Genomic DNA, 26,573 nt, shown 5'->3' with positions numbered 1-26,573 from the left:
ACGCATCGCGTCGATGCGGTCAAAACGACGGATCAGGAGGCGCGGCGGCCTCGGGTGCCGCCAGTGCGGCGGCGAAGGTAGTCGCGGACCACGTACGCGCCGAGGTCGCTGCCGTTGGACGTGAACAGTCGGCCGCCGTTGCGCCTGGTCAGCTCCTCACAGAACTCGATCAGCCGCGGGTCGTCGCCGAGCATGAACATGTTCAGCGTGACCCCGGCCCGGGTGGCCCGATCGACCTCGGCCATCGTCAGCGCCAGCGTCTCGGGCAACGGCGGCCAGCAGAAGGTCGCCGAACCGTCTCGCTCCAGGTGCGCGGTCGGCTCGCCGTCGGTGACCACCATGACCACCGGCTCTGCGCCGGAGTGCTTGGCCAGATGCCGGCGGGCGAGCATCAGCGCGTGCTGCAGGTTGGTGCCCTGGACAGCGTCGAAGTCCAGGCCGGCGAGGTCGGTGGGCCGCAGCGTACGGGCGTACTGGCTGAAGCCGATGATCTCGATCGAGTCCTGCGGGAACCGGGTCGTGACCAGCGAGTGCAGTGCCAACGCGGTCTGCTTGGCTGGCGCCCAGGTGCCGTTGAGGGCCATCGAGTACGACAGGTCGACCAGCAGAGCGACCGCCGCGCGGGTCCGCCGCTCGGTCTCCACCACCTCGAAATCCTCGACATCCAAGGAGATCCGTGCGCGCGGACCGGTGCGTACGACGGCGTTGCGGACGGTACGAGGAGTGTCCAGCGGCCGGGTGTCGCCGAACTCCCAGCGCAGGCTCGCGCCGGTCGGCTCGCCAGCGATGCCGGATCCAGTCACGTCGTGCTGGCCACGGCCCGTACTCGCGAGGTTGGCGAAGACCCGCCGCAACGCGGTGGCGCCGAGCCGGCGCATCGCCCGCGGTGACAGTTCCAGCTTGCCGTCCCGCCTGGTCAGCCAGCCCTGCCGGGTGAGTTCGCGCTCGATCCGGCGGAGCGCTTCGAGGTCGTCGACGGCGTTGCGGCCCAGCGCCCGGGCCAGCTGCTCGGGATCGATGTCGTCCAGGGACGCGCCGGCGTACGACTGGCTGAAGCCGCGTTCCAACGCCTCCAGGTCGGACAGTTCAGCGATCGCCTGGGTGGCGTCGGACATGCCGAGCTCGCCCTGCCCGGACATCCGTGGGTCGCTGCCCCAGTCCAGGTCCGGCCGAGCGGACTGCAGTTGGGCGTTCAGCCGGTCCAGCTGGGCGGCCAGGTCCAGGTCGCCGCCGAGCGCGTCGGACATCAGGTCGGACAGCTCCCCGCGCTGCTGCGGGGTGAGGCCGGCCATCATGCGCTGGCTGGCCGCGGCCCGACGGGCCAGCTGGTCAATCAGCTCCTGCACGCTGGACGGCTTCTCCGGGAAGAAATCCCCGTGCTTGTCAAGAAAATCGTCCAACGCCTGCTGGGTGTCCGCACCGCGCGCGTGCTTGTCAAGCAGGTCGTTCAGGTCGGACATCATGTCCTTGACCCGACGCATCTCCTGCGAGCTGGCACCGCGCAACGCGTCCCGCATGCCGGCGAACTGGCTGTCCAGCACCTCGCTGCGCAGCAGGCCGGTGATCTTCTCGTACGCCTCGCGGGCCGCGGCACTGCGCCACTGCCGGTCCGCGAGCGCGCGCACCGCGCTCGCCGTCTCGTCCGGCAACGTGTCGAGCTCGGCCTCCTCCATTCGCGCGTCGTCGGACGGATCGGCGAACAACTCCCGGCGCTCAGCCTCCAGAGCCTGGTCGAGCAGCCGGCGTACTTCCTCCAGAGTGCCGTCCAGCTGCCCGGACTTGCGCAGCTGCCGGCGCCGCCGCTGCGCCTGCTTGCGCAGGTCGTCCAACCCGCGCAGGCCGTTGGCGCCGTCACGCAACAGCCGCCGCAACGCGTCCGTCGGCGTACCGCCCTCCAGCACCTCGTCGCCGATCGCGTCCAACGCCTCGGCCACGTCGAACGGCGGTGCCAGCGGGTCCGGCCCGCCGGTCCATCTGCCATAGCGGAAGGGCATGTCAGGCTCCGTAAACGGTACGGCCGCCGTCGGAGTCCTTGGCCAGCCGGCGGCTCAGGAACAGGCCTTCCAGCACGAACTCGACCGCCGCGGCGGCGAGGCCGGGGGACTCGGCGCCGTCGTCGACGCCGCTGCGTTCCAGGATCGCCGCGAGGCCAGGAAAAGTGCCGAGCTGGCGGAGCAGGTCCGCGGCCGCGGTGGTGTCGCCGGCCGCGACCGTACGGCCGTCGTCGAAGACCGCCTGCAGGCCGCTGGTGTCCGCGCCGGCCATCCGGGCCCGGTACGTGGCGGCGGTCGCCTGCCGGAGCAGGTGGTCGAGCACCTCCAGCTCGCGGCCCTCCTCGGCGTCCTCGAACTCGACCTTGCCGCGGCTCGCCGGCACCAGCGCCGGCAGGTCGCAGACCCGGGCCACGGGCGGTTCGCCGGTGATGGCGGCCCGTCGTACGGCCGAGGCCGCGAGCGTCTCCAGGCCGGCGATCGCGAACCGGGCGCTCACCCCCGAACGGGCGTCCACCTGCGGCGACTCGCGGACCGCCCGGGTGTAGCGGGCGACGATCTCCAGCAGGTGGTTGGGCACCACCGGGCTGCCCAGGTGGCCGTCCCAGACGATCCGCGCCTCCTGCTGCAGCAGCGCGACCTCGTCGGACAGCTCGATCGGGTAGTGCGTACGAATCTCGGCGCCGAACCGGTCCTTCAACGGCGTCACGATCCGGCCGCGGTTGGTGTAGTCCTCCGGGTTGGCGCTCGCGACCACCAGCAGGTCCAGCGGCAGCCGCAGCGTGTAGCCGCGAACCTGCAGGTCGCGCTCCTCCAGCACGTTGAACAGCGACACCTGGATCCGCTCGGCCAGGTCCGGCAGCTCGTTGATGGCGATCACGCCGCGGTTGGTCCGCGGGATCAAACCGAAGTGGATGGTCTCGGGGTCGCCGAGCGTGCGTCCTTCGGCGACCTTGATCGGGTCCACATCGCCGACCAGGTCACCGACCGAGGTGTCCGGGGTGGCGAGTTTCTCGCCGTAGCGCTCACTGCGGTGCAGCCAGGTCACCGGAGTGTCGTCGCCTTTCTCGGCGACCAAATTGCGGCCGTACACACTGACTGGGCCATACGGGTGGTCGTTGATCTCGCTGCCGGTGATCACCGGAGTCCATTCGTCGAGCAGGCCGACGATGGTACGGATGAGGCGGGTCTTGCCCTGGCCGCGTTCGCCCAGCAGAACCACATCGTGGCCAGCCAGCAGCGCGCGCTCCAACTCAGGGACAACGGTGTCTTCGAAGCCCACGATGCCAGGGAAACTGGGCGCTCCGGCGGCGAGCCTGGCCAGCAGGTTCTCCCGGATCTCGGCCTTCACGCCACGGTGCACGTGACCGCTGGCGCGCAGCTCCCCCAAAGTGGTGTCCTTCGGCGCGGGGGTGTCTTGCGAATCGAGTGCGAATTCCGTCACGCGTTCGAACCTACGCCGCGGGTGAGCGCCGTGACAGGGGCAGATGTTGCCAGGGTGTTACACCGTTGCAACCACTGCCGGCCCGGGCGTGTCCGAATGGCGTGTCGTCCCGTCCGGCTCAAAACTGTCGTACCGACACTGTTTTCTTGCCCCCACCCAGTGACCGGGTGGGGGGTGGGTTAGAGGCGGGTCGGGCCATTTTTTCGATCTTGGTCTGCGGCTCGCCGCGAGCGGGCAGTGAGTCACTCCCGCCAGCCGACCAGCTGGACGCCCTTGCCGACATCGACCCGGAAACCGACCACGATCTCCGTCTTGGCGCCGGGTTGCAGCTCGATTTTCCAGGTCAGGACACCCAGCTCGGTACGGTCGGTCTCGCGCGGCCGGCAGGTCACGTCCCGGACCGTGATCGCCGGGTCTCGCGAGACCGGCGCCTGGTCCTGCACAGTGAGGTTGGCCAGCGCCGGGCCGTAGTTGCCGACGGTGATCTTGTACGAGACCTCGCGCCGCTCGGTGCCACCGATCGCGGCCTTGCCGACCGACCGGCGGACCAGCTCGCGCTCCACCCGGACCCGGTCGTCGATGCCCAGCGCCAGCTCCACTTCCTCGCCCGGCGCCCATGGCGGCAGCTCCGTGCTGCCGACGTACTCGGCTTCATGGAAGAGCGCCGCGTGTCCGGGCAGGATCGCGTGCTCGGAGCTGTTGGTGGCGGTGGCGCGCAAAAACGCTTCCGAGCCGCGCAACGGTACGGTGACGTGGTCGAGTCGTACGGGCAGATCGAGCGTCGCCACGGTGGCGCGGTGTGAGGTCCCGTCGGCGGGCACCGCGATTGGGCGCCGCGGGGTGTAAGTCGTCGCGGTCGCGCCCTGCTCGACGGTCGCGATCTCCGAGGTGATCTCGGGCGCGCCCGCCATTGCGTCGGAGGTGGCGCCGTATGCCATGGCCTGTGGCGCGGGCAGCGATGCCGTCATCGGTCCGCCGCGGGCCGCCATCATCTGCGGTCGCATGACCGGCGGCTCGTATTTGGCCAGATACCAGGGATCCAGCTCGGGTACGTGCACCGCGATCGCCGGCCGCGCGGTCGACAGCCGCAGCTCGCACTCCGGCCAGTCCTCACCGGTGTTTTGGCTGATCAACCCGAACCATGTCATCGTCAGCGCGCTGTCGGCCAGCCGCAGGTCGTACGCCGAGTCCCAATGCGCGCCGTCGACCAGATACGAGATTTCCAGCTCGACCGGCGCCGGCTCGTCGCCAGCCAACGCGGTCACCTCAAGCTCAATAGCGACCTCGCGCCGGTCCGGCACCTGCGGCTGGATCCGAGCGGAAATCTCGCGTATCAGCCGGTCAAGCTCCTCTTGTACGAGTCTGCGCTGCTCAACGAGCTCGCGCCGCGTCGCCAGCGCAGTGGTGAGCGACGCCGCGATCGTCTGCCCCCACTCGATGGCGCGCTCCGCCGGTGCCGCTCCACTGGCCACCGCGCCCGCGTACTCCCGACCGCCCCGCCGCGACAACGTCTGCAGATACTCGATCCGGTCGCCCTCCACTCGATCGAAGTCAGCCAACTCGGCCAGGCCCGTCTCAAGATCGCGCCGCTGGGCCGTCAGGTCCGCTACCGCCGCGTCGGGAGTGCGGGTGTGGCGCTCGGTTCGTATGTCGACGCCCTGGACCGTCGCAGAGCCGCGGCCGGAGACTCGTACCGAGTCCGAGTGCAGATCCCACGGTAAGCTGCCCACGGTCACCGTTTGGGTCCCGGGGGTCAGGTCGGTGCGGCCGCGGCGGGTGATGCGCGCCTGGCCGGGGTAGACGGTGACGGCGACGATCGGAGCGGTCAGCTGTGTGGTCACCCTGGTCACTATGCCGGGTGATCCGTGCTGTGTCTCCTGGCGTCCCGGTGCGCCGACGGGGCTGGTTTCAGAGCCCGCGAGGGGTGAGTTTTGGGGCTTTGCTCAGGAAACGCTCCATGAAGGTCAGGTTGTCCGTTGAATAGTCGAGAGATTCGTAGAACGCCGCGACGGCGGAGTTGTCGGGTTCTATGAGGAGGTTGACCTTGTGGCAGCCGATGTCCGTGAAGCGTTGTTCCAACAAGGTCACCAGGCGTTTGGCGAAGCCTCGGCCGCGCTGGTCGGGGGCGGTGGCCAGGCGTTGGATCCAGCCTCGGCGGCCGTCGTAGGTTCCCCAGATGCTCGCCACGATCTGCGACTGGGAAGCGATCACGAAAATCAAGCCGTCCTGGTATTCCAGGCAGGACTCAAGTTCGGCGGCTACCCGAGTTTCGTCGAAGCTCAGATCGCAGGATTTCCACAGCGCGATCAGGGCGTCGGCGTCGGAGGTCTGGGCGGGGCGTACGAGCAGGGGTTCGTCGTCGATCCAGCCGGTGCGGCGGACGGCGTCAAGAGCCTCTCCGTAGCCCTCGACGGCGGGGTCGACTGTTGCGGCGATGTCGAAGGCCGCCACGGCGCCGGTCGCCAGTACGCGGTCGATCGAGGCTACGACCTGCGAAAAGGCCGGGCCGCCGGGAGCCTTGATGCGGAAGCCGGGCAGGTCGCCTGATACGTCGAGGTCCAGGTGCAGGTAGATCGAGCCGTCCGGAACGCCGCCACCACCGGCGAGTTCCTCAACGGTGCAGCGGAAAATCTCGACCTCGTCCAGCAGTGCCTGTTCCGCGGGGTCAAGATCGCGGGCGTCCACGAGCAGAGTGCGCCGGTCTGCAACCGGGCGCAGGCCGAGGCCGGAGCACAGGCCATCGAGGTCCGTACGACCAGTCAAAGCCGCCAGCACCATCCCGCCGAGATAGCTCGACTGGCTGGTCTCTGGCGTGTTCAGGTCGCCGTGGGCGTCGAGCCAGACGATCGCCGGGTCCAGCCCCGCGCGCTGCAGCCCGGCGACCGTACCCAACGCGGTCGTGCAGTCGGCCGAAAACACCACCGGTGGCAGCGCGGCCACTCGTACGCGCGAAGCCACTCGCTCAAAAATCTCCGCCAGACTGGCCGCGGCGATGTCGCCGTCGGCCAGGGCCGGGATCGGTTCTTCGAGGTGGTACGGCGAGCGAATGAGAGTCACTCAGTGATCTTGCCCCAGCAACCACTCGTGGACGCGACTGATTTTCGGCAATGGGCTGATATGTCCGTCGTCCGGTGAGATCCAGGCCACCGCGTGCGGCACCTGGCGAGCCATCCAGCGGGCGTGGCTGACCGGCACCATCAGGTCCTGCTCGCCGTGCACGATCAGCAGCGGCGCGGTGATCGAGGCCGGGTGGAAACCCCAGTCCTTCACGAACGCCAGGTCGTCGTCCATCCAGCCGAAATGCCCCGGCCGCAGGCCCTCGGTGAAGGACGCGTGGAAAAAGGCGCCAGTCGTACGGTCCAAGGCCGCCCGGTCTGGCGCCGACAGCAGGCTGGCCAGCAGTTCGGCCAAGTGCGCGGGTTCGGCGTCGACCAGCCCGTCGCGCTCGCCGGCGAGGAAGGTGTCCAGCTCGGCGGCGCTGGCCACCGCGAACCCGAACTCCTCCAGGTTCGCCGCACCCATCCCGCCGGTCCAGTCCAGCCCTTCGCTGTCGTACGGGGCGACCCCGCCGAGGGTCGCGACCGCCTGTACCCGGTCGGGCAGCAGGGCAGCGCAGGCCAGTGCGTGCGGTCCGCCGCCGGACCAGCCCCACACCCGGAACCGCTCGACGCCGAGCGCGTCGGCGACGGCGGCGGTGTCCCCGGCCATGTCCGCCACCGACCGCCCGGCCAGCCGGTCGGAGCCGCCGTAGCCGGCCCGGTCGACAGTCGCGAGGCGCAGTCCACGCGCCGCCACGTCCTCGATCGCGGCCGGCAGCGCCAGCCCGGAGCCGGGGGAGCCGTGGTGGGCGATCACCAGCGGGCCGTCCGGCGCGCCCGCGGTTCGTACCCGCAGCCGTCGCCCGTCGGGCGCGGTGACATGCAGCAGAGCTGTCTCAGCGAGATCCACCAGCCGAGGATGGCATCAACGCCAGAAAAATGCCGGCTGTTCAGAAACCCGACCGAACGAGAACCGGGACGTACCCCAACGTGCGGTACGTCCCGGTCGCGTGGTTCTACGCCGTTTTCTCGACCTGCTGTTCGACCGCCTTCTCGGCGTGCGCGCCGGTCAGTGCGCGTACGTCCAGTTCGGCGTACTTCTTGTCGTTGCGTTCCTTGGTCAGCACCGTGCCGAGGTAGCCGAGCAGGAACGACAGCGGGATGGACACCAGGCCCGGGTTGTCCAGCGGGAACCAGTGGAAGTCCACGCCCTGCAGCATCGACGCGCTCAGGTGCGTTTTCGGATCAACCGGTTTACCGGAGACGACCGGCGAGAAGATGATCAGCCCGATAGTGATCACCAGACCACCGTAAATGCTCCACATCGCGCCGGAGGTGTTGAACCGCCGCCAGAACAGCGTGTAGAGAATGGTCGGCAGGTTCGCCGACGCGGCGACCGCGAAGGCCAGTGCCACCAGGAACGCGACATTCTGTCCATTGGCCAGAATGCCACCGAGAATGGCCACGATGCCGATCACCACGGTGGTGATCCGGGCGACCTTCACTTCCTGTTTTTTGTCGTCCGCCGCACCCTTCTTGATGACGTTGGCGTAAATGTCATGCGCGAAGGACGCCGACGCGGTGATGGTCAGACCCGCGACCACCGCAAGGATCGTCGCGAAGGCCACCGCGGCTATCAGACCCAGCAAAACCGGTCCACCAAGCGCCTCGGCGAGCAGCGGCGCTGCCGAGTTTGCCTTGCCTGGCGCGGCATCGATCGCCGCCGGGCCGACCAGCGCCGCCGCGCCATAGCCGAGCACGAGGGTGAAGAGGTAGAAAATGCCGATCAGCCAGATCGCCCAGACCACCGACTTGCGTGCCTCTTTTGCGTTCGGCACGGTGTAGAACCGCATCAGGATGTGCGGCAGGCCGGCCGTACCGAGCACCAGGGCAAGACCCAACGAAACGAAGTCGAGCTGCGTCAATCCGGTTTTTCCGTACTGCTTACCGGGACTGAGCAACGCCTCGCCGTGCTCGCCGGCCTTGGATGCGGCCGTACCCAGCAGCGCCGAGAGGTTGAAGCCGAAAAGGCTCAGCACCCACACGAACATCACCGCGGCGCCCACGATCAGCAGTGCCGCCTTGATGATCTGCACCCAGGTGGTGCCGCGCATGCCGCCGACCAGGACGTACGTGATCATCACGACGCCGACCACGGCGATCACGATTCCCTGGCCGAATTTGCTGGTGACACCCAGCAAAAGCGCGACCAGGCCACCGGCGCCGGCCATCTGGGCCAGCAGGTAGAAGAAGGTGACCGCGAGGGTGGAGACCGCGGCCGCGGTACGCACCGGCCGCTGTTTCATCCGGAAACTCAGCACATCGGCCATCGTGTAGCGGCCAGTGTTACGCATCAGCTCCGCGACCAGCAGCAACGCCACCAACCACGCGACCAGGAAGCCGATGGAGTAGAGGAAACCGTCGTAGCCGTTGAGCGCGATCGCGCCGGCGATGCCGAGGAACGACGCCGCCGACAGGTAGTCGCCGGAGATCGCGATGCCGTTCTGGGCACCGGTAAAACTGTGCCCGGCGGTGTAGAAGTCGGCCGCCGTGCTGTTTCGCCGGCTGACCACCACCACGATCACCAGGGTGATGATGACGAACGCGGCGAAAATGCAGATGTTCAGGATGGGATTGTTGCTGGCGGGCCCGGCCGCCTCGGCGAGGAAGTCTTTCACTTGCCGGTCCCCTCGATCTGCTCGCGGATCCGGTCGGCGACCGGGTCCAGATTCCGGTTCGCGAACCGGACGTACAGCCCGGTGATCACGAAGGTGGAGACGAACTGCAGCAGGCCCAATACCAGCCCGACGTTGATGTTGCCGAGCAGCTTGTACGCCATGAAGTCGTGTGCGTAGTCAGCGAGCAGGACATAAAGCAGATACCAGAGTAGGAAAAGCGCCGCCATTGGCAGCACAAAACCGCGTCGCTTGCGGCGTAGTTCCTTGAACTCCTTCGTGGACTCCACTGCCTCCCAGTCGATCGCGGGTGGTTTCGCCGGGCTTTCGCTCACGCCGTCCTCCTTAGACACGCCTTCAGCGCACGTTGGACAGCCGCCACCGGTAGCCATCACGTCGAGGTGTGTCGATCGTGGTCGACCGATGGTGGAACAGTCAACGATTCGCCGCGGGAATTTACCGCGTCCTTGAGGTCGCCGCCTCTCAAGGGCCCACGACAGTGCTGTCAGGCCGCTTCCTGGCGCCGGATCCGGGCCCTTGCGAACACCGCTTGGCCGCCCGCAGCCAGCAAAAACGCGACCAGGACGCCAAGATTCGCGTACGTCCAGGGGCCGCCAAGGCGCGGCCCGAGACCGAGCGGCCCGAGCAGGTAACCCTGCCAGCCGAAAGCCGCCGCGCTGGTATTGACCACCATGCCCCAACCGATCACGGTTGCCACGATCATGATCGTTACAGCCGGCCAGTTCAGGACACCATAGCGGCCGCCAGGGCGGTAGAGGTCGGCATCGTCGTACGAACGGCGGCGACTGAGCAGGTCTGCCAGGAAAACTCCGCACCAGGCCGCCATCGGCACTCCCAGGGTGATGAGGAAACCCTGGAAAGGGATGATGAAGTTGGGCGCGAACCAGACCACATAGATGGTCCCGAGGATCATCAGTACGCCGTCGATGCCGGCGGCCGCCCAGCGCGGCAGTTTCACCCCGAGCGTGAGCAGCGTCAACCCGGACGAATAGATGTCCAGCACCGCGCCGCCGATCAGGCCGCCGATCGCGACGATCGCAAACGGCACCAGATACCAGGTCGGCAGCAGCGTGGTGAGCGCTCCGATCGGGTCCTGGCCGATCGCGTCGGAGAGTTTCTTGTCCGACCCAGCCAACAATGTCCCCCAGACCAGCAGGACGACCGGCGCCGCGGTGGCCCCGAATGTCGTCCAGCCGACCACCCCGGCGCCGGATGCCGAACGCGGCAGATAACGCGAATAGTCGGCGCCGGAGTTGACCCAGCCGAGCCCGAACCCGGTGAAGGCCAACACAAAAGCCCCCACCAGCGCGGCAAAACCGCCGGCCGGCAGCGCACCGAGCCTGGCCCAGTCGACCTGGTGCACGGTCAGTCCAATGTAGCCAACCGTGAAGACCGCGAGTGCGATCGTCAACCAGGTCTGCAGTTTCATGATCGCGTCAAAGCCAAGCACTCCGGCGCCCACGATGATGACCGCGACCACCACAAAAGCCAGCACCTTGGGCAGCGTGCCGGTGAATCCTCCGAGCCGCTGGAAAACCGTCGCGGTAGCCAGTGTCGCGAGTGACACGAGAACGATTTCCCAGCCCACCAGGAGCAAGTACGACACAGCCGCCGGCAAAGCGTTGCCACGTACCCCAAAAGCCGCTCTCGACAACACCATGGTCGGCGCCGACCCGCGTTTTCCGGCCAGCGACGCGAGCCCGACCAGCAGGAAGGAAGCCAGCGTGCCGAGGATGCCGGCGATCAGTGCCTGCCACAGGTTCAACCCGAAGCCCAGCAGGAAAGCGCCGTAGCTTATCCCCAACACGGAGATGTTGGCCGCACACCAAGGCCAGAACAGCCCCGCCGGTCGTCCCTTGCGTTCCGCCTCGTCGATAACATTGATGCCGTTACGCTCGACGTCCAGCGCGCTCTTGGCCATCTGGTGCCTCCAGTTTCTCAGGCAGAGGGTGCCTGGCCGGCGCGGCGCTGTCCAGCGTCACGATCAGGGTCGCCGCCTCGTCCAGGATAGTGATCGACGAATCGGGAGGTAGGTCGTGACACTGGCAGCATTCCAGCGGCAGAAGACAGTGTTGCTGCGGACCCGTAAGCGGGACGGGACGTGGGTTGGCACGCCGGTGAATATCGCCGTCGAGGGAGAGTTGGCCTATATCCGTACGTACGAAAAGGCGTGGAAGAGCAAGCGGCTGCGGAACTTCCCTGACGTCCAGGTGTGCGCTTCGACCGTACGCGGAGTTCCCACCGGCCCGTATGTGCTGGCCCGGGCGCGGCTGTTGGCCGGATCAGAAGCCAAGGCCGCGGCCCGCAGACTCGCTCGCAAGCATCCGCTGTTGCACGGGGTTGGGGTGCCGATGGCGCACAAACTCATGCGTACGCGGACGCTGCACTATGAGCTCAGCTCAACCTGCCGGTGAATATCTGGCGTGCCTTATCGGTTTTTGACCGGCCCGTTTGTCGGCGCGGCTGATAGGTGTTCCTGGAGGAACTGCACCTGATCGTCGACCACTCGATCGAACAGGTGCCCGCTGTAGACCTCAAAATGCTCACCCTCGTACTCGGCCAGCCAGCCCTGCGGGGACGCGGCAGCTGCGGTCGCCACCAACGCGGCCGGGGTGATTTTGTCTTTTGAGCAGGAGCAGTAGAAAATCGGGCAGCGGACTTGGTTGGCGACCGACACGGGCCGGTACGACGGCAGTCGGATGACGACTCGGGCGGCGACCTCGTTGACCCAGTGGGCGTCCGGCGGGAGCAGCTCGTGGAACTGGGCGAGGGCGTGTGAGCCCTGCAGAAGCGCCTTGGATCCCGGCTCGCCGATGATCGGGATCAGGAGTGGACGCGAGGAATGTCTTAGCGCGCGCAGATTGTCGCGGATCGACGTGAGCGCCAGCCGAATGATCCGGGCCTGCGGCAACCGGCGACGGCGTACCAGCCCCAAATACGGCACCTGTGCGATGACGGCCGCGATCGCTGGATCGTGCGCCGCGGTGGTGACGACGTGTCCACCACTGAAAGACGAGCCCCACAAAGCAATCCGACCAGCGTCGACTTCCGGCAGCTTGCGCGCGTACGCAACGGCCGCGGTCCAGTCTTGCAGTTGGCTGCGGATGTCCAGCACCTGCCGAGGCTTGCCGCCGCTGGCACCGAAATTCCGGTAGTCGAAGACGAGCACGGCCAGGCCTGCCGCAGCGAACCGTCGCGCGTACGCATCAAGGCCGGCTTCGCGGGTGGCGCCAAAACCGTGGGCGAGAACGACACAGGGGGCTGGCTCAGCCGGCGGCGGGTAAAACCAGGCCGCGCACCGGCTGTCGGCCGAGATGAAGACGCGGTCTTCGCGGGTCATCGGTTCGCGCTGACCGTGCTCAGCCGGCGAGTCAGGAAGTCGACCAGCTGCCACGCGTCGTACCGCACACCCTTGCTGAGGAAGCTGATCGTCTCCACGATCCGCCCTCCGTCCGCTGGACGACACCTAACCCACAACGTTCGTCCCGACGCGATCAGCGGATTGCTACGAGAGGAGAAGTTTTTCCAGCCGGCGTGAAGCGATGGCGAGGCCAAGGAGGCCGACCAGTGCCAGGACCGCGGCGTGTACGAACAAGCCGGGGTGGATATAGCCGAGCATCAGGTCACGTTCGAGGGTGACGCCGTGGTAGAGCGGCGACAACTGCACCAGCCACTGCACGCTCGGTGGATAGGTGGACAGCGGGTAGAAAGTCGCTGACAGCAGGAAAAGTGGCATCAGGACCAGGTTGAGGTAGTCGAAGTCCTGGTGCGTACGCATCCAGGTGGTGCCGGCCATCGCGAGTGAGCCGCACGCGAAGCCGATCAGCACGGCGACCGGCACGGCGAGCAGCGCCCACCAACTGTGCACAAAACCGGCGATCGTCGCGATGATCAGGAAACTCGTCGCGTAGATGGTGCTGCGTACCAGCGCCCAGGCGCTTTCCCCGATGGCGATGTCTCGCACGCCCAGCGGTGTGTTCAGCACCGACTCATAGATTTTGTTGTATCTGAGCTTGAAAAACAGCATGAACACCATGTCGAAAACGACACCGTTCATGGCCGAGGTGGCCAACATGGCGGGCGCGACAAACGACGCATACGGCACGAGCTGGCCGCCGTAGTTCACCGAGCCGATCAGCGCGCCGAGCCCGATTCCCAGCGAGAACAAGTAGAAAACCGGCTCCAGGAAACCGCTGACGAAGGCCACCCAGCCCCGCCGGTAAACCAGCACGTTGCGCTCGAACAGCATCCGGGCCAGGCCCGCGCCGGCCGGGATCGGCAGCAGGCGCGCCATCAGCCGGACCGGCGCCGGCGGCACGTTCGTACTCATCTGTCAGACCACCAACCGTCGGCGGAACGTGAAGCGGGCGACCAGGAAACCGGCCACCAGCCAGAGCAGTAAATAGCCGACGTGAACGAGGTCGGGCAGCGGCGCGGGGTGGCCGGCGAGCAGACCGCGGCACAGCTCGACGCCGTGATAGAGCGGAGTCGCGTACGCCACTGGGCGCAGCACCGCGGGCAGCTGCTCGACCGGGAAGAAGGTGCCGGAGAACAGGAACATCGGGGTCGCGCCGAGCCGGAACAGCAGGCTGAAGCCGGTGTCTTTGTCCTGGGTGGCGCTAAAAGCCATGATCGGCGCCGAATGTGCCATCGCCACCAGCAGGGAAGCGAAGATCGCCACGATGCCCCACAGCGACGGCACCGCCCCCAGCAGCGTCGCGACGATGACGAAGGCGCTGCTGGCGACAAACGCGCGAATCAGCACGATGCCCAGATGGCCGATCAACACGTCGGTCACGCTGAGCGGAGTCGCGAGCATCGCCTCGTACTGCCGCCACCACTTGATCGCGCCCAGCACCGGCCAGGTCGACTCGCCGACCGCGGTCATCATCGCGTTCGCGGCGAGCACGCCACCGGCGACATAAACCGGATACGGCACTCCGGCGATGGTCGGGTGACCGCTTTTGCTGATCAGTGAGCCGAGGCCAAAACCCAGTGCGCCAAGGAAAAGCAGCGGCGACAGGAAGGACGAGAAGAGGCTGCCCTTCCACGTACGTTTGTAGCTGACCAGCCAGAATCGCAGGGAGCGCCACGGCAACCAGCCACCTTCGAGCATCTGGGTGGCCATCAGTCGATCAACCTCCGGCCGGTCAGGTGCAGGAACACGTCCTCGAGCGAGGCCCGGCGGACCAGGCTGGACAGCGGGTTCATGCCGCGCTTCTGGATGCCGGCCAGCGCCTTCTCACCGTCGTCGGTGTAGAGCAGCAGTCGGTCCGGCAGCACCTCGACGCGATCCGCGAGGCCTTCGGCCTTCTCCGCGTACGGCGCGTGGTCCTCGTCGTCGAACCGCAGCTCCAGCACCTCGCGAGTGGAATAGCGCTCGATCAGCTCGCGTGGACTGCCCTCGGCGGCGATCCTGCCGCCGTCCATCACCACCAGCCGGTCGCACAGCTGCTCGGCCTCGTCCATGTAGTGCGTGGTGATCACCAGCGTTACGCCGGACCGCTTGAGCCGGAACAGCCGATCCCACAGCACGTGCCTGGCCTGCGGATCCAGGCCGGTGGTCGGCTCGTCCAGCAGCAGGATCTCCGGCTCGTTGACCAGCCCGCGGGCGATCGTCAGCCGCCGCTTCATGCCGCCGGACAGCGGCTCGACGACGCTGTTGGCCCGCTCGGTGAGCTGCGCGAACTCCAGCAGCTCATCGGCCCGCGCATTCGCGACCTTGCGGGACAGCCCGAAATAGCGCGCGTAGATGACCAGGTTTTCTCGTACGGACAGCTCGCCGTCGAGGGTGTCCAGCTGCGGCACCACGCCGAGCCGGGCGCGGATCTTGGGCCCGTCCGTGCGCGGGTCCATGCCGAGGATCCGCAGCGTCCCACCGGTCGGCGGCGACACGCTCGCGATCATCCGCATCGTGGACGACTTGCCGGCACCATTGGGCCCGAGGAAGCCGAACGCCTCGCCGCGCCGAACGGACACATCAATGCCGTCCACCGCGGTGAAGCTGCCGAATTTCTTGGTCAGCCCATGCGCCTCGATCAGCGGCGCATCTCCCGTGTCGGTAGTCACGCTAAGGGACACTAACGCGTGGGTACGACAAAGTCGTTGTAGTTTTCTGACCGCGAAACGGCACCGCAACAGTCGCTCGCGGGGCGGTCGCAACGCCCGTTGCTCACGTCGGACCGGGAACCGCCGAAGTACCCGCTACAACTACTGCGGTACTAACGCACTTTCCTCCTGTCGACTTGAGGGTCGGTGTCGCGCACTTACAGCGCGGTGCTGTTGACTGGCAACATGCCGGTCCAGGCGGATTGCTCGATGGTCATGGACTTCCCTTTCTCGAGAACCGAAAGTGAAATCAGCGTTGGCAGCTGGTGACATCGTCGTACGCAGCGCCGATCGCATGGCGTCCTGGCACCGGACAATCATCGAGCTGACACGGTCCCGAGTACGGAGCTGCGGAATTTCACAGGCGACTGCGGCGTCTTTGATAGGCAGGAGGGGCCACCTGTACGAGTGGCCCCTCCGCTATGCGTCGATAAGCGGCTAGACTTTGGATTGGCAGTTCAACCGTGCTCCGCTTGGCAGGTGCGGCCTCGGGAGGGTGTTCGAGCACGCTCTCGGGGACCTGTCCAAAACCTGGACAGGGCCTATTCGCAGAAGACGCGGACTTTGGCGTCAGGTTGGTCGATTTCCACGGTTACGTCGTCGAGGTGTTCCACCAGTTCTTCGAGCTGTTCGGGTTTGATTTGGGTCAGGTCGAACGGCACGCCGGACTTGCTCATTTCGGCGTTGGCGCGTTCTAGTGCCTGCGGTGGGACCAGGGCCGTGAGCCGTACGCCGGCGCGCAGCAGTTGCAGCGGCACGCGAATGTTGACCCGGCCCGGCTCGCCGGCCTCCAGCGTCTCCACCACTACTCGCAGGTATTTCGCCTTGCCTTTGGGGCGGGCGTCCAGACTCGACGCGACCGGTGGCTGGTCTCGTTCGAGTGCGGTGATGAGCTGCTCGGCCTCCTGTGCGGTGACCTTGCCTTCGGCCAGCATGTCCAGGATGTCCTTGCGTTGTTCGTTCATCAGAACCTCTCTATCGGATAATGACCAGGAAGGCCGTGTGGCCCTCCTTGAGGTCGACTCGGGTGCCAGGCAGCGCGGAGATGAAACGCCAACCGCTGACGAGTGCTCGCAGCACGCTGATGCGGTACGCCAGGCAGGCCACGGCCGCTACGAGTACGGCCAGCACCAGGATTGGTGAGAACACCAGCACCACGGGGATTATCGGGACCCAGAACCGGATCGGACGACCGTCGGGGTTTGTGACCCGTACGGTCACCAACTGCGGCATCATGTGCCAGCCTCCAATTCGGACAATGCCTGTTGTGCGTTGATGTCGCCGCGACGCAACCGATCGATGACGTCGGCCCGCGACGGTGCCGGATCTGTCTCGACGAAATCGAGCATCTGGCTGATCCGGTTCAGTCGTGACTTGATCGTCGGATAGCTCACTCCGAAGATCCGCTCCATCTCCTTGATGGAGCCATGACACCGCACGAACGCCGTGACGAAGACCTGATCCTCGACGCCGAGCTGAGCCAGCTGCGGCAGCTCGAACTCACCCTCGATCACGACACCACTGCCGACCAGGCGGACCCGCTCGACGGCAAACGGTCGACCGCGGGTCAGGTTTGTGAGTTCTTGCCAATCCATCCCTCGCTCTGTCATATCTAAGTTGTACGCGGCAAATTCTCAACTTTCAAGATGTTGAGATTAATTTTCTTAAAAACGACCTACTCGCGGACTTCGTGTCGGGCCATCGCGTTGTTGCACTTTTCGTGGTCTCGCCCTATCCGGCGCCGCCACAATGATGGCATAGTGACGTCATAATGACATCACTCGCCGGCACCCAACCGGACCGGCCCAGTCGCCGGCACCGAACCGCCACCGGTCTGCCGGCCAAGACCCCTCCTGGGAATCCCGTGGCGACTGGCGTTTGCACTGCAGACCGACGGATGGTGGCTGCGGTCCGGGATCGTGTGGCACAAGCCCAACGCGATGCCCGAATCCGTACGTGACCGGCTCTCGGTGACACACGAGTTCGTGCTGCTGCTCACCAAAGCTGAAGACTTCGACTTCGACTTGGACGCGATCCGCATCCCGCACCGCTCCGCCGGCATCACCCCACGCCCGGGACAGGACCGCGAACCCCCAACAGCGGCGCACCGGCAAGTACGCCGCAGGCAACCCGCAATTGCCCCACGCATACCGGTACGCCGGCCTCAACGTCGGCGGGCGACACCTGTACGGACATCCCAAGGGCAAGAACCCCGGCACCGTCTGGTCCATCCCCACCAGACCCACCCGGCACGCGCACTGCGCCACCTTTCCCCTCGACCTGCCGCTGCGGGCGATCGCCGCCGGCAGCGCGACCGGCGGTGTTGTCCTTGACCCGTTCCAAGGCTCCGGCACCACAGCGGTCGCGGCCCGGCAGCTCGATCGGCGTTACATCGGCATCGACCTCAACACCGACTACCTCGACCTGACACGGCGCCGGCTGAACACCGAAATGCCGCCTCGCGCCAGCGAGCCACATACCGATTAACGGCGGTGGTGGCTCCGCTACGGGCGCCGCGACGCCCGGCCAGGCCGGCTGCCCGACAGCGTCACTTTCCTGGAACGTCGAACCGACCCGGCCGCGCCGGAGCCGCAGCGGAGCAATGGCGTCCGGCCCCGGTACATCCTGTGAGGAACCCTGTGACGGTCGTCTACCGCGATTCTCAGATCACCGTCGTCCACGGCAACTGCCTGACCGTTCTGCCGGAGTTGGGCGCGGAGTCGGTGGAACGCGGTGGTCTGCGACCCGCCATACGGTCTGGAGCTCATGGGACAGGACTGGGACCGTCCCTGGACCGTCTCGCCTATCCACACAACGTCCTTCGCCGCCCGCGCAGATGTCCAGCCGCCAGGACACCGCGACAGCCGCAATCCGTACTGCCGTACCTGTCGATGCCAACGCGGCGCGCGATGGTGCGCGTACTCCGAACCGGCGTGGGACCGCGAACCGCGCGGCGATCTCGTGGTGTACGGCCACTGGTGTGGCCGGTAGGCCACGGAGTGCCTGCGTGTGCTTGGACTCGGCGAGTATCTGGTCACCTTCGGCGACGCCCGGACCTGGCACCGGCTGGTGACCGCCATCCAGGACAGCGGATTCCAGATCCGCGACACCATCGCGTGGCTCTACGGACAGGGCCTCCCCAAAACCACGACGTCGGCAAAGCCGTAACGGCCCGCCAACAATCCGCCCCCGTGACGAACACCCACGCGGACTGGCAAGGCTGGGGGACCGCGCTCAAACCCGCGTTCGAGCTGATCATCGTCGCCCGCAAACCGGTGCGCGGCACCATCGCGGACAACGTCATCGCTCACTGGCTCGGGGCGCTCAACATCGACGCGGCGCACGTGTACACCACCGACCGTGGCGCACGCGACTCCACCATCCGCCGGTTCAGCCCCGGCGCCGCCGTCGATGCCATTACCAGTTGGCGACCTGCCAGCGCCGCGCCCGCCTACACCGGTCGCAGCTCAGCCGGCAGATCGCCACCGAACGTGCTGCTCGGCCACAGCCCACACTGCGCCCGCACGTGCGCTCTCGGCTACGCAGTCGACGCACTGGACACGGCCAGCGGCACCCTGGTCAGCGGCGCGAACCCGCGACGACGAGCCAGCGACAGGTTCGGAACTGTCTATGGTCACCTGCCGGGCGACCGCGCCTGCCTGCCGTCGCGCGGAGCGGGCCGGGGCGGCGCGTCCCGGTTCTTCCCAGCGTCCCGGTGGCACGCCAAAGCCAACCGCGCCGAGCGGCCCCGCGCGACGGACGGTCTCGCGTATCCCCACCGTGAAGCCGGTGGACTTGATGCGCTGGCTCGTACGACTGATGACCCCACCCAATGGCCTGATCCTGGATCCCTTTCTGGGCTCCGGTACGACCGCCCAAGCCGCCCGAGCGGAAGGCATGCGATGCCTTGGAATCGAACAGAACCAGACCTACCTGCCCTTGATCACCCAACGACTCAGCCGACCAGGGAGCCCACCGCCGGAGCCGCCCGCGCAGACAGCGGCGGGCGAACGCTGAGCATCGACCAGGTGCGGCGGCTGCCGGCGGTGGTCGATCTGGTCACCGCCGCGCGGGCACTGGGCATTGGCCGCACCACCGCGTACGCCATGGTGCGCCGCGGCGAGTTCCCGGTGACGGTCTTCAAGACCGGGGCCACGTTCAAGGTGCCCACGGCGCCGCTGCTGGTACTACTCCAACTCGACCGCAACAGCGCAGGCTAGGAGGTCAGCCGGCGCAATCCGGGCTGAGGCATCGGAGCGGAGAAGGGTCAGGGTGAGATGGCTGCCAGGCGTTCACAGTTCGCGTTCGAGACGCGCAACGACCTCCCGGTATCGGCTGACCGGCACCAGGTGCACACCGTCGAAAGCGCCGCTGTCGCGGATGGCCAGGGCTTGCTCGCACGCCGCGTCCACTCCAGTTTTCACCTGCCGCTGACAGCGATGTCGGGTCGCGCGGTGGGTGCGTAGGCCGCGGGTTGGTGTGATCGGACCATCCGGATTGTGGGCGTGCCTGACCGGGCAACGTCGTCGTGCCGGCGTTGCCTGATGCGTCCTGTGTGGGCAGTGGTGGAGGAATGGCGCACGACATTACGCAACATGGTGCTTACGGCCGCGCGGTACACGTCGCGGATGGCGTCCCGGCACCGCGTATCGCCTTTGAACAACACGGCGACGCTGTTCTGCACCATCGGCTACTTCCCGATCGGGATAGTTAGTTCCCCGGGTATCCCTCCGGGCGAGACGGCCCGTATCGTCCGTGTCCGGTGTCCCCACCCCGTGAATGAAGAGACGCGTGCGCGTCGCGATGCACCGAAAGCCACGACTGCGCACGGCTACCTCACCAGCCGAGGGGACGAGTTGCAAACATTGCCACTACCAGCAGTAAGGCCGAGGTGTATGTCACGTGCCCGCAATAGGAATTCGCCTACCGCGAAAGTTCGTTCTCGTCGTGATCGGGGTAGTCGCGCTCACGCTGGCTACGGCCCGCACGAGCGATGCGGCTCAAAATCAGACCAGGCCGACGACCCGTGCCGCCGCCATGGTGTCCCACGGCGGGGGCACCGGCAAGGGCGGCACCATTCGCATCCTTGAGCCGGCCAACTTCGAATACCTCGATCCGGCCGAGCTCTACAGCGCCGACGAGGCGGACTTCGGTCGGTTGTTCCTGCGCACGTTGACGATCGTCGATGACACGCCTGGACGGAAGCCGACGATCAAGCCGGACATCGCGCGGGACACCGGAACTCCGTCCGATGGTGACCGGACCTGGACGTTCCGGTTGCGTCACGGCGTCACCTACGAGGACGGCTCGCCGGTGACGTCGGCCGACATCAAGTACGCCGTCGAGCGCACTTTCGCCTCCGATGTCCTCCCGGGCGTGCCGCCTTATCTGCCCGTGCTGTTGGCCAACCCGGACCATTACGCCGGCCCGTACAAGGATCCGAACAAGGACCTGGCCGCGGTGCAGACGCCCGATCCGTACACCATCGTGTTCCACTTCGCCGCGCCGCAGCCCGACGCGCCGTGGATGATGTCGATGGCGACCGCCCCGGTGCCGAAGGCCAAGGACGATGGGCGCGACTACACGTTGCATCCGGTCGCGTCTGGCCCCTACCGGATCGACAGTTACTCGCCGAACAAGTCGATCACGCTGGTACGCAACCCGAAATGGAACCCCGCGACCGATCCTCACCGCCCGGCGCTGCCCGACCGGTACGAGGTGACGTTCGGTATTGATCGCGCGACGATCAGCCAACGGTTGATCGCGGATCGGGGCGAGGACCGCAACGCACTCACGCTGTTCGACACTTTGCAGGGCGCCGACATACCCAAGCTGGGCCAGCCCAGCGTGAAACGCCGCGTCGTCACCGGATCCGGCCACGCGGTGCTCTACATCGTCTTCAACGAACTGAAGATCAAGGACCTGCAGGTGCGCAAGGCGATCGCGTTGGCGATCAACCGGCAGGCCGTCCTGACCGCACAAGGCGGCCCAGCGTTCGGCTCACTGACCAACACGATCATCCCCGAAGGCATCGCCGGGCGGAACTCCATCGATCTCGGTCTCAAGCCGACCGGCGACCCCGTGGCGGCGGCCAAGGCGCTGAACGGCACGCCGGTACCGACCCTGCACTTCGGCGTATCCAGCACCTCGACGAAACAGAAGGCGATCGCGGCGCAGGTGCAAAGCGACCTCAAGGCAATCGGCATCAACGTCGTGATCGACGAGATCCCTACCGACTCCTACAGCAAGACCCTGCACAACGACGACAAGGCACCGGATCTGTTCGTCTCCGGCTTCCAGCCGGACTGGCCCACCGCCGCCGCAATCATCCCTGCGGTGCTTGGCCCGGACGCAAGCGGCACGAAGTGGGTCTCAACGAACCTCGCCCGCTACTACGACCCGACCACGTCTGGGCAGATCGCCGAGTTGGCCTCGTCGAGCGCCGATCCGGCCCAGGTCGGCAAGCAGTTCAACGACCTCACCAACCAAGTCCTGTCGACAAACTGGCCGATGCTGCCGGTGGTCGAAAGCCGCAACTTGCAGGTGGTCGGCTCGAACATCCGCAATGCGGGACTGTCCACGCTCTACTCCCAGATCGATCTGCTGCGGGTTGGTGTCCGGCGCTGATGCGTTAACCCAGAACTGCCCAGCTGTCCGGCTCGGGCGTGACTGCGATGAACTCGCGCGTCTGCTGTTTCGGACGCGGGCCGTCATCGCGTCTATCCGCCGAGCTGCCCACGCTGAACCGAGTCGAACGTCGAGGCTCGGTTCAGCGTGCCGCTTGACAAGCTGTATCTGTCACCTGATGTGAGCGGTAATTGTCACCGGCTGAACGCGAGCTGCGGGCAACGGCCAGCCATGTGCGAAATCGGATACCGTCACGGGGATGCGTCTACTGGTCAGACGGGGATCGGTGAACGAGATCGGCTTGCCGATGGCATCGGCATATGCGATCTCCCTGCTCGTGGACTCGCCGATATACCCGCCGGGGTTGACGACCAGAACTCGGTCAGCCAGGTCGATCTTGCGCAGGTGGAATGCGTCCAGCGCAGTCTTCTGCTCATTGGTGACCAACTCGTCTGCTTCGCCCGGCGCGACGACGATGACACCCGCGAAGGTCAGATCGCGGTTCGCCGCACGCATCTCGTCCACGAACCGGGTAGAGCCGCAGATGCAGACAATCTCAGGTCGGTCACGGCCCGGTCCTTCGGCCGAACGGGAAACCGTCAGTGTGCACGGTGACATCACAGACAAGCACACGAGCCAACAGTTTACGCAGTGAGATGGATACCACGCGGATGCACCATCGCAGGCGGCAGCGACAGCTACCGCTCACATGTGACAGATACCCCTCACAATCACACCAGCATATTCAGGGGATCTAGCAGACACGCTATTGCCCTTGTCCAGGTCGTACGCGGACATGTGGGCGGCGGAAGAAGGCGTCAGTCAGGCACTGCGCCGTCACGGTTCCCGCAGCGTCGTCGAGATCGCGATGGCGATCAGTGGAATGAGCGTCAGCACGACGAAGGCGCCGTACGGGCCGGTATGGTCGGCGACGATGCCGAGCACTGGCATGAGCAGGCCGCCCGCGCTCACGGCGAGGCCGAGTGTGACGCCGGCCGCGGTTCCTGGTCGGGTTGGCAAGTAGTCCTGGCCGAGCTTGACGAGCACGGCGAAGGGCAGGTTGGCAACCAGGCCGACCAGCAGCACCAGCGGCAGCGCCGCGTACTTGTTGTCGCAAAACAACAGCGCGGCGAGTGCGGGTAGGAGCAGCGTGTTGCCGAGTTGGACGGTGCGCACGAGACCTATCCGGTCACCGATGCGAGCGCCGATGACGGTACCGAGCACGCCACCACCCAGTTCCAGGGCGAGTGCGGTGCCGCCGAGTTCGGTGGATGCGCCGAGGTGCGTGATCCAGTACAGCGAGACGAAGGTGTTGACCCCGAAGGACACGCTGGAGCGGATGATTTCCACGCAGGTGAGCGCAACGAACCGGCCGGGCCGGTTGACGCCGTTGGTGACGGTCGTCCTTGTGCTGGCGGTGGCGTGGACTCGATGTTGGTGACGGAACAGGATCACGCCCATGAGTACGGCGGGCGGGATGAACAGCGCGGTCGCGCCGATGCCGAGGTGGTCCAGGGCCGGGGTAGCGATGGCGGGTGCGACGAAGAAGCCAACGCTACCGCCAGCGGCGAAGTAGCTCATCGCGGTGGCACTGCCGCCAGCGTCGCTGCGCGCGTCCCGGGACGCCGGCGGGTGGAACATGGCCACGCCGAACCCTGAGAGCAGTAGCAAAGCGAAGACCAGTGGGTACTGCGGGAGCAGACCCGCGAGACCGGCGCCGGTTCCGGCGAGGCCGATGCCCAGCGGTGCCATCCACGGCAGGCGGCGCCGGTCGGCGAGTACGCCGATGGCCAGTTGGGGGATGGCGCTGCCGAGGGCGGCGGCCGTGGCTAGGCCGGACGCGGCGAGATAGCCGAAGTGACGTTCCAGCACGAAGTAGGGCACGGCGGTCGGAACGAGGCCCTGGTAGAAGTCGTCGACCGCATGCGCGCTGGCCCAGATCCGCATCCGGGACCAGGTCGACCGTGGTGCGGCGAGCGTCGGCGTTGTCACCTGATGACGGTGACAAACCGCCGAGCTGTCCGCTTTCAATATTCTGCCGCGTTATGTCAAGTATCCGCCAGGTGCTGGCGCATGCCTCGCGGCGCTCAACATTGGCGGCTGTTTTTTGATATTTACGGACGGATTTTTGGAAGCAGCCGGGACGGCACTCCATCACGATTAGGGCCATGAAACGGAGAACGCCCACGCACGACCCATCCAACCAGCACCGCACCGAAGCACGGCCGCACCATCGCGTGCTGCTGGTGATCGCGCTGGCCGTCACCGGTTTCGGCCTGCGGGCCGCCGTGACCAGCGTGGGTTCGGTCCTGGACAACATCCAACATGATCTGCACACCAACAGCATCGTCGGAGGTGTGCTCACCACCTTGCCCGTCCTGTGCTTCGCCCTGCTGGGCGCATGCGCACCGGCGCTGTCGGCGAAGCTGGGGGCGCACCGAGCGACCGTGCTCGCGCTCGCGGTCTCCTGCATCGGGTTCGTCAGCCGCTCGTTCGCCCCCGACATCATCGTTTTCCTTGTTCTGTCCGTGGTGACCCTGTCCGGCGCGGCCGTGGCCAATGTGCTGCTCCCGTCGCTGGTCAAGCTGCACTTCCCGGACCGCATAGGGCACATGACCGCCGTATACGCGACCGCCTTGAGCCTCGGGACCGCGATCTCAGCGGGTCTGACGGTCCCGATCGCGGATGCCGGCGGAAGTTGGCGGGTCGGTCTGGCGGTGTGGGCCGTCTTCCCGGCTCTGGCGATCCTGCCCTGGCTCCCTACGATCCGACGCGAGTCCCGGCCAGCCCCCGTGATCTCGACCGAACCTCGCAAGCTCGGTCGCCGGGATCTCGTCCGCAGCCAGACCGCGTGGATGCTGACGCTGTTCTTCGGATCGCTGTCGGCGATCGCCTATATCGGGTTCGGCTGGATGGCGCCGTACATGGGCGCGCATGGCATCTCCGCGGCGACCGCCGGGGCGATGGTCGCCGTCATGACCGGCGTTAGTATCCCGGTGGCCATGGGCATCCCGATCATCCCGCGAGCCAGGCACCGCACGGTGATCGTCGCGCTCGTCGCCTGCCTCGCGGCGTCGTTCGTGGGCTTGGGCATCGCGCCGGTTGGCGGTGCATGGGTGTGGATGGTGCTCTTCGGGGTGGGCACCGGATTGTTCCCGCTCAGTCTGACGATGATCGGTATGCGGGCGCGCACGCACCAAACCACTGCGGCAACCTCCGCGTTCGTACAAGCAATCGGATACCTGATCGCGGGCACCGGGCCGCTGCTCTTCGGGGCGCTGTACAGCGCAACCGGAGGATGGACCGCCCCACTGTCGCTGCTGTGGGTCGCCCTTGCCATCACGACCATCACCGGCTGGCTCGCCGCCCGGCACAGGTTCGTCGATGACGAGACCGTGGAAGCTCGCCGTCGAGCCGTCGAGGCCACCCAGACCAACTGATCTGGTTACCCCACGGCTTCTTGACATGGCGCACCCTGGCCGCCAGTCACCGAGCCACCTGCTGATCCGATTAGACCTCACCCGCCCCCTCCCTCGTATCGCGATACCGTCGCTGGTAGGACGCCGGAGTTTGCCCAACCAACTGAGTGAATGTCGTGATGAACGCGCTCGGCGTAGCCCACCCAAATCGCGCGGCAATCTCGGTCACGGACCCGCCATCCTCAAGGAGCGCGGCCGATGCATGAAATACCCGCACCAAGCTGCGCCACTGTGGATACGTCACCCCGAAATCGATGCGAAACAACCTGCTCAGCGATCGCTCGCTCAAATTCACGGCGTTAGAAAGAATCGAAAGCGGCATATTCTGACCCAGATCAGCCTCGACCATCGCGCATACTCTCGCCAAACGCCTATCGCGCGGATTCGGCAGGCGGATACCAGTCCGAGGGGCGATCGCGACGAGCCCCGAGAGTAGTGCTTTCGCCTCCCTCTGCAGGGCGACCGGTATTCGCGCCTCGGTAAGCTCCATCTGTAGCGCGCGAACGAGCCCGCTCGCCGCGAATACGCTCGGAACATCGACGTCGCGCTCGACAGCGGCTATATCAGTCAACTCAAGGGCGTGGACTCGGGTATTCCCGAAGATTCGATGCTCATGCCACACACCGGCAGGGATGAGCACAGCGCGATCCGGCGTCACCGACCACACACCGTTGCTGGTCGTCACGGCGATGAGGCCCGCACTCACATAGACGATCTGATCGTGGTCGTGGACGTGTGCGGCGATGACACTCCCGCCGCTATGCGCGACAGCATCCGTCGCCCCACTAGGTAGGTAATTAATTTCGTCCATCACGGCCAGAATAGTGGGCCGGATGCGGCAACGCAGCTACAGATCTTGAACGAACAGAGATCATGGTTGTGAACGCTGACCTGCCGACCCTCCCTTATCCCGACGGCCGCCGCGTCCACCACCGGAAGTCACCTTGCACGCATCCCCACGCAGTACCGCCCACCGCCACAGCTTGTACTTTCCTGGCTCGCGGAGACGACACATAGGAAGTCATCATCCTGCCGCGGCTGGGATCACGTGCTGACGGACGCCGTCATCTCGCTCACTCATGCGTCAGTCCCGGAATTGCTGATTCCCGACTTCCAAACCTCGGGCGCTGCCAGATCCACGTGTCGGCAACAACAACTCCTACAACAAAGACAGCGTCGAGAACGCCGTC

At 66.3% G+C, this 26,573-nt stretch carries 26 protein-coding genes and 1 pseudogene; 8 read left to right on the top strand and 19 right to left on the bottom strand.

From position 1 onward, the window contains the following. Nucleotides 1–32: 32 nt before the first annotated feature. The 8 genes from ABD301_RS30120 to ABD301_RS30085 all read right to left on the bottom strand — a co-directional run bounded on the left by ABD301_RS30120 (nt 33) and on the right by ABD301_RS30085 (nt 11,090). Nucleotides 33–1,994, bottom strand: coding sequence for a vWA domain-containing protein (locus ABD301_RS30120; RefSeq protein ID WP_344313678.1), 1,962 nt, complete (start codon nt 1,992–1,994; stop codon nt 33–35). Between the two features lies 1 nt (nt 1,995). Further along, nucleotides 1,996–3,435, bottom strand: coding sequence for a sigma 54-interacting transcriptional regulator (locus tag ABD301_RS30115; RefSeq protein ID WP_344313677.1), 1,440 nt, complete (start codon nt 3,433–3,435; stop codon nt 1,996–1,998). A 242-nt stretch (nt 3,436–3,677) separates the two neighbouring features. Further along, entirely contained in the window at nt 3,678–5,276 is a 1,599-nt protein-coding gene (locus ABD301_RS30110) for a DUF4139 domain-containing protein (RefSeq protein ID WP_344313676.1), read from the bottom strand. 67 nt (nt 5,277–5,343) lie between these two features. Next, nucleotides 5,344–6,492: a GNAT family N-acetyltransferase gene (locus ABD301_RS30105; RefSeq protein ID WP_344313675.1), complete on the bottom strand. Its 1,149-nt coding sequence runs from the start codon at nt 6,490–6,492 to the stop codon at nt 5,344–5,346. Next, nucleotides 6,493–7,383: an alpha/beta fold hydrolase gene (locus tag ABD301_RS30100; protein ID WP_344313674.1), complete on the bottom strand. Its 891-nt coding sequence runs from the start codon at nt 7,381–7,383 to the stop codon at nt 6,493–6,495. Nucleotides 7,384–7,489: 106 nt separating this feature from the next. Next, nucleotides 7,490–9,151, bottom strand: a complete 1,662-nt coding sequence (locus tag ABD301_RS30095; protein WP_344313673.1) for a solute symporter family protein — start codon at nt 9,149–9,151, stop codon at nt 7,490–7,492. Beyond that, the gene (locus tag ABD301_RS30090) at nt 9,148–9,540 is read right to left on the bottom strand and encodes a DUF485 domain-containing protein (RefSeq protein ID WP_163568676.1); all 393 of its coding nucleotides are present in this window, start codon (nt 9,538–9,540) and stop codon (nt 9,148–9,150) included. Before ABD301_RS30090 ends, ABD301_RS30095 begins: the two co-directional genes overlap by 4 nt. A gap of 113 nt (nt 9,541–9,653) precedes the next feature. Further along, the gene (locus ABD301_RS30085) at nt 9,654–11,090 is read right to left on the bottom strand and encodes a purine-cytosine permease family protein (RefSeq protein WP_344313672.1); all 1,437 of its coding nucleotides are present in this window, start codon (nt 11,088–11,090) and stop codon (nt 9,654–9,656) included. 115 nt (nt 11,091–11,205) lie between these two features. Here ABD301_RS30085 and ABD301_RS30080 point away from each other — a divergent pair, with 115 nt between their 5' ends. Continuing rightward, complete coding sequence (locus ABD301_RS30080; protein WP_163568677.1) at nt 11,206–11,583, top strand: PPOX class F420-dependent oxidoreductase; 378 nt, start codon at nt 11,206–11,208, stop codon at nt 11,581–11,583. 14 nt (nt 11,584–11,597) lie between these two features. Here the strand turns inward: ABD301_RS30080 and ABD301_RS30075 are convergent, their stop codons facing one another. The 7 genes from ABD301_RS30075 to ABD301_RS30045 form a co-directional block, all read right to left on the bottom strand. Continuing rightward, nucleotides 11,598–12,509: an alpha/beta hydrolase gene (locus tag ABD301_RS30075; protein ID WP_344313670.1), complete on the bottom strand. Its 912-nt coding sequence runs from the start codon at nt 12,507–12,509 to the stop codon at nt 11,598–11,600. Nucleotides 12,510–12,674: 165 nt separating this feature from the next. Then, the gene (locus ABD301_RS30070) at nt 12,675–13,499 is read right to left on the bottom strand and encodes an ABC transporter permease (protein WP_344313669.1); all 825 of its coding nucleotides are present in this window, start codon (nt 13,497–13,499) and stop codon (nt 12,675–12,677) included. Nucleotides 13,500–13,502: 3 nt separating this feature from the next. Next, nucleotides 13,503–14,297 carry an ABC transporter permease gene (locus ABD301_RS30065; RefSeq protein WP_344313668.1) on the bottom strand — a complete coding sequence of 265 codons (795 nt, stop codon included), beginning with the start codon at nt 14,295–14,297 and terminating at the stop codon, nt 13,503–13,505. Continuing rightward, nucleotides 14,297–15,238, bottom strand: coding sequence for an ABC transporter ATP-binding protein (locus ABD301_RS30060; protein WP_344313667.1), 942 nt, complete (start codon nt 15,236–15,238; stop codon nt 14,297–14,299). Before ABD301_RS30060 ends, ABD301_RS30065 begins: the two co-directional genes overlap by 1 nt. Before the next feature lie 581 nt (nt 15,239–15,819). Then, entirely contained in the window at nt 15,820–16,242 is a 423-nt protein-coding gene (locus ABD301_RS30055) for an SHOCT-like domain-containing protein (RefSeq protein ID WP_344313665.1), read from the bottom strand. 10 nt (nt 16,243–16,252) lie between these two features. Further along, nucleotides 16,253–16,513, bottom strand: a complete 261-nt coding sequence (locus tag ABD301_RS30050; protein ID WP_163568680.1) for a hypothetical protein — start codon at nt 16,511–16,513, stop codon at nt 16,253–16,255. Beyond that, the gene (locus ABD301_RS30045; RefSeq protein WP_163568681.1) at nt 16,510–16,872 is read right to left on the bottom strand and encodes a DUF2089 domain-containing protein; all 363 of its coding nucleotides are present in this window, start codon (nt 16,870–16,872) and stop codon (nt 16,510–16,512) included. Before ABD301_RS30045 ends, ABD301_RS30050 begins: the two co-directional genes overlap by 4 nt. A 258-nt stretch (nt 16,873–17,130) precedes the next feature. On the opposite strand from ABD301_RS30045, the pseudogene ABD301_RS30040 reads away from it, so the two are divergent. The 5 genes and pseudogenes from ABD301_RS30040 to ABD301_RS30020 all read left to right on the top strand — a co-directional run. Then, a pseudogene (locus ABD301_RS30040) lies at nt 17,131–17,319 on the top strand (DNA methyltransferase); the annotation flags it as partial. Beyond that, complete coding sequence (locus tag ABD301_RS30035) at nt 17,282–17,764, top strand: DNA-methyltransferase (protein WP_344313688.1); 483 nt, start codon at nt 17,282–17,284, stop codon at nt 17,762–17,764. The pseudogene ABD301_RS30040 and the gene ABD301_RS30035, both read left to right, overlap by 38 nt. A gap of 522 nt (nt 17,765–18,286) precedes the next feature. Continuing rightward, entirely contained in the window at nt 18,287–18,445 is a 159-nt protein-coding gene (locus ABD301_RS30030) for a hypothetical protein (RefSeq protein ID WP_163568683.1), read from the top strand. 243 nt (nt 18,446–18,688) lie between these two features. After that, entirely contained in the window at nt 18,689–19,294 is a 606-nt protein-coding gene (locus ABD301_RS30025; RefSeq protein WP_344313664.1) for a DNA methyltransferase, read from the top strand. Nucleotides 19,295–19,305: 11 nt separating this feature from the next. Further along, complete coding sequence (locus ABD301_RS30020) at nt 19,306–19,497, top strand: MerR family transcriptional regulator (protein ID WP_279580493.1); 192 nt, start codon at nt 19,306–19,308, stop codon at nt 19,495–19,497. Between the two features lie 72 nt (nt 19,498–19,569). Here the strand turns inward: ABD301_RS30020 and ABD301_RS30015 are convergent, their stop codons facing one another. After that, nucleotides 19,570–19,701: a hypothetical protein gene (locus tag ABD301_RS30015; RefSeq protein ID WP_344313663.1), complete on the bottom strand. Its 132-nt coding sequence runs from the start codon at nt 19,699–19,701 to the stop codon at nt 19,570–19,572. A 478-nt stretch (nt 19,702–20,179) separates the two neighbouring features. On the opposite strand from ABD301_RS30015, the gene ABD301_RS30010 reads away from it, so the two are divergent. Next, complete coding sequence (locus ABD301_RS30010) at nt 20,180–21,904, top strand: ABC transporter substrate-binding protein (RefSeq protein WP_344313662.1); 1,725 nt, start codon at nt 20,180–20,182, stop codon at nt 21,902–21,904. A 171-nt stretch (nt 21,905–22,075) separates the two neighbouring features. On the opposite strand, the gene ABD301_RS30005 is transcribed toward ABD301_RS30010, so the two are convergent. Together ABD301_RS30005 and ABD301_RS30000 are read right to left on the bottom strand one after the other, a co-directional pair. Next, a complete protein-coding gene (locus tag ABD301_RS30005; RefSeq protein WP_344313661.1) occupies nt 22,076–22,429 on the bottom strand; it encodes a hypothetical protein in 354 nt (117 codons plus the stop codon). A 312-nt stretch (nt 22,430–22,741) separates the two neighbouring features. Next, nucleotides 22,742–23,851 (bottom strand): MFS transporter, encoded by a 1,110-nt coding sequence (locus ABD301_RS30000; protein WP_344313687.1) that lies wholly within the window; start codon nt 23,849–23,851, stop codon nt 22,742–22,744. Between the two features lie 221 nt (nt 23,852–24,072). On the opposite strand from ABD301_RS30000, the gene ABD301_RS29995 reads away from it, so the two are divergent. Beyond that, on the top strand, nt 24,073–25,344 hold the full coding sequence (locus ABD301_RS29995; RefSeq protein WP_344313660.1) for a CynX/NimT family MFS transporter: 1,272 nt from the start codon (nt 24,073–24,075) through the stop codon (nt 25,342–25,344). 70 nt (nt 25,345–25,414) lie between these two features. On the opposite strand, the gene ABD301_RS29990 is transcribed toward ABD301_RS29995, so the two are convergent. After that, on the bottom strand, nt 25,415–26,194 hold the full coding sequence (locus ABD301_RS29990; protein WP_344313659.1) for a helix-turn-helix domain-containing protein: 780 nt from the start codon (nt 26,192–26,194) through the stop codon (nt 25,415–25,417). Between the last annotated feature and the right edge of the window lie 379 nt (nt 26,195–26,573).

Origin of the sequence: Fodinicola feengrottensis (genome assembly GCF_039530045.1) — a bacterium.
GTDB classification, from domain to species: Bacteria; Actinomycetota; Actinomycetes; order Mycobacteriales; family HKI-0501; genus Fodinicola; species Fodinicola feengrottensis.
Note: the sequence above shows the minus strand (reverse complement) of the source record. Positions and strands in the feature narration are given on the sequence as shown.